The 2981-nt window shown below is 55.8% G+C and carries 5 protein-coding genes; all 5 read left to right on the top strand.

From position 1 onward, the window contains the following. On the top strand, window positions 1-128 hold a 128-nt coding region (lptC, locus tag QMM04_RS21880), incomplete at its 5' end, for an LPS export ABC transporter periplasmic protein LptC (RefSeq protein WP_282997025.1). Beyond that, complete coding sequence (lptA, locus tag QMM04_RS21875) at window positions 103-657, top strand: lipopolysaccharide ABC transporter substrate-binding protein LptA (RefSeq protein WP_031279739.1); 555 nt, start codon at window positions 103-105, stop codon at window positions 655-657. The genes lptC and lptA, both read left to right, overlap by 26 nt. Window positions 658-662: 5 nt before the next feature. Beyond that, entirely contained in the window at window positions 663-1388 is a 726-nt protein-coding gene (gene lptB, locus QMM04_RS21870) for an LPS export ABC transporter ATP-binding protein (protein ID WP_010618248.1), read from the top strand. A 48-nt stretch (window positions 1389-1436) separates the two neighbouring features. Beyond that, on the top strand, window positions 1437-2870 hold the full coding sequence (gene rpoN / locus QMM04_RS21865) for an RNA polymerase factor sigma-54 (protein WP_282997023.1): 1434 nt from the start codon (window positions 1437-1439) through the stop codon (window positions 2868-2870). 21 nt (window positions 2871-2891) lie between these two features. Next, window positions 2892-2981 (top strand): HPF/RaiA family ribosome-associated protein (locus tag QMM04_RS21860; RefSeq protein ID WP_282997024.1); only part of this gene is annotated, 90 nt, incomplete at its 3' end.

Genomic DNA, 2981 nt, shown 5'->3' with positions numbered 1-2981 from the left:
AGGTCACCCTATTTGGCCGCAGTTTTAATTCCACTGGCATGAAGATGCGCGGCAACCTACGGACAAAGAATGCCGAGCTGCTTGAAAAGGTCAAAACCTCCTATGAAATTCAAAATGAACAAAAATAGCCTTAAGTTGCTGCTGGTGAGTGCGCTGCTGGCAACCAGCCTGCCGGCGCTGGCGTTAACGGGCGATTCGGACAAGCCGGTTAACATCGACTCGGTGAACCAGGCGCTCGATTTGCAGGGTAACGTCGCCACCTTTACCGGCAACGTGATCGTGACCCAGGGCACCATCAAAATTACCGCCGATAAAGTGGTGGTAACGCGTCCCGGCGGCGACAGCAACAAAACCATCGTTGATGCCTACGGCAATCCGGCCACCTTTTATCAGATGCAGGACAACGGCAAACCGGTGCAGGGTCACGCCGCCAAACTGCACTATGAGCTGGCCAACGATTTCGTCGAGCTGACCGGCAACGCCTTTATTGAGCAGCAGGACAGCAACATCAAAGGCGATCGCATCACCTATCTGGTGAAAGAGCAGAAAATGCAGGCCTACAGTCAGGGCCAGAGCAAGCGCGTCACCACCGTGCTGGTGCCGTCGCAGCTGCAGGATAAAAACGGTTCGTCTGCGAGCCCCAAAAAGAGTAACTGATCGCTATGGCCACATTAGTCGCTGAAAACCTGGCGAAAGCCTACAAAGGCCGTCGCGTAGTAGAAGATGTCAGCCTGCAGGTGAAATCCGGCGAGATTGTCGGCCTGCTGGGCCCCAACGGGGCCGGTAAAACCACCACCTTCTACATGGTGGTAGGCATCGTGCCGCGTGATGCCGGCCGCATTATTATTGATGAAGAAGATATCAGTATTCTGCCGCTGCATGCGCGCGCGCGGCGCGGCATCGGTTATCTGCCGCAGGAAGCGTCGATCTTTCGCCGTCTGAGCGTCTACGACAACCTGATGGCGGTACTGCAGGTGCGTGACGACCTGACGGAAGAGCAGCGTCAGGATCGCGCCAATGAGCTGATGGACGAGTTCCACATCGGCCATCTGCGCGACAGCATGGGCCAGGCGCTGTCAGGCGGTGAACGTCGCCGCGTCGAGATTGCCCGTGCGCTGGCCGCCAATCCAAAGTTTATCCTGCTGGATGAACCTTTTGCCGGCGTTGACCCCATCTCCGTTATCGATATCAAAAAGATCATCGAACATCTGCGTGACAGCGGCCTCGGCGTGCTGATCACCGACCACAACGTGCGTGAAACGCTCGCGGTGTGTGAGCGCGCATATATCGTCAGCCAGGGCCATCTGATTGCCCACGGCACGCCAGATGAAATTCTTGCAGATGAGCAGGTTAAGCGGGTTTATTTGGGCGAAGAGTTCAGACTCTGATAAGGTGTCGGCATACCCGACATTTGCTTAGGAAATTCTAGCCGGATTATGAAGCAAGGTTTGCAACTCAGGCTCAGCCAACAGCTCGCGATGACCCCCCAGTTGCAGCAGGCAATCCGCTTGCTGCAACTCTCTACGCTTGAACTCCAGCAGGAACTGCAACTGGCGCTGGAAAGCAATCCGCTGCTTGAACAAACCGATCTGCACGATGAAGTCGACGCCCGCGAGTTTCAGGAGAACGAGGCGTTAGATACCCGTGAGGCACTCGAACAGAAAGAGATGCCGGAAGAGCTGCCGCTCGATGCCACCTGGGACGAGATCTACACGGCCGGTACGCCCTCCGGCACCGGCACCGATTACCAGGACGACGAGCTGCCGGTGTATCAGGGTGAAACCACGCAGTCGCTGCAGGACTATCTGATGTGGCAGGTAGAACTGACGCCGTTCACCGACACCGACCGCGCCATCGCAACCTCCATCGTCGATGCCATTGACGATACCGGTTATCTCACCGTCAGCTTACAGGACATTTGTGACAGTATTGGTGACGAAGAGCTGACGCTGGAAGAGGTGGAAGCGGTGCTGAAGCGCGTACAGCGTTTCGATCCGGTGGGTGTCGGCGCACGCGATCTGCGTGACTGCCTGCTGGTGCAGCTGTCGCAGTATGCGGCCGATATGCCGATGCTGAACGAAGCACGGCTGATTGTCAGCGAGCACCTCGACCTGCTGGCTAACCACGATTTCCGCAGCCTGATGCGCGTGACGCGGCTGAAAGAAGAGGTGCTGAAGGAAGCGATGCTGCTGATTCAGTCGCTCGATCCGCGCCCCGGGCAGTCCATTAATACCAGCGAGCCCGAGTATGTGATTCCCGATGTGCTGGTGCGCAAGACTGGCACGCGCTGGACGGTGGAGCTGAACGCTGACAGCCTGCCGCGCCTGAAAATCAATCAGCATTACGCCGCGATGGGCGGTTCTGCGCGTAATGACAGTGACAATCAGTTTATTCGCAGCAACTTACAGGAAGCCCGCTGGCTGATTAAGAGCCTGGAGAGCCGCAACGACACGCTGCTGAAAGTGACGCGCTGTATTGTCGAACAGCAGCAGGCGTTTTTTGAACAGGGTGAAGAGTATATGCGTCCGATGGTGCTGGCGGATATCGCCCAGGCCGTGGATATGCATGAATCCACTATTTCCCGCGTCACCACGCAAAAGTATTTGCACAGCCCGCGTGGCATTTTTGAACTGAAGTATTTTTTCTCCAGTCACGTCAGCACCGAAGGCGGTGGCGAAGCCTCGTCGACGGCGATCCGTGCACTGGTGAAAAAATTAATCTCCGCGGAAAATCCCGCAAAACCCTTGAGCGACAGCAAACTGACCTCCATGTTATCTGAACAGGGCATCATGGTGGCGCGACGTACGGTTGCTAAGTATCGCGAGTCTTTATCTATACCGCCATCAAACCAGCGCAAGCAGCTGGTTTGACCGAAACAAGAAGGAAGACCTATGCAGCTAAACCTAACCGGACTGAATGTTGAGATAACCGACCCACTGCGCGAATTTGTAAATAACAAATTTGCCAAACTGGAACACTAT

It is taken from the genome of Pantoea sp. Pa-EAmG (assembly GCF_030024295.1).
GTDB classification, from domain to species: Bacteria; Pseudomonadota; Gammaproteobacteria; order Enterobacterales; family Enterobacteriaceae; genus Pantoea; species Pantoea dispersa.
Note: the sequence above shows the minus strand (reverse complement) of the source record. Positions and strands in the feature narration are given on the sequence as shown.

Bases quoted from the DNA above. Each gene is read 5' to 3' on its own strand.
- lptB (WP_010618248.1), top strand. From the start codon at position 663: ATGGCCACATTAGTCGCTGAAAACCTGGCGAAAGCCTACAAAGGCCGT.
- lptA (WP_031279739.1), top strand. From the start codon at position 103: ATGAAATTCAAAATGAACAAAAATAGCCTTAAGTTGCTGCTGGTGAGT.
- rpoN (WP_282997023.1), top strand. From the start codon at position 1,437: ATGAAGCAAGGTTTGCAACTCAGGCTCAGCCAACAGCTCGCGATGACC.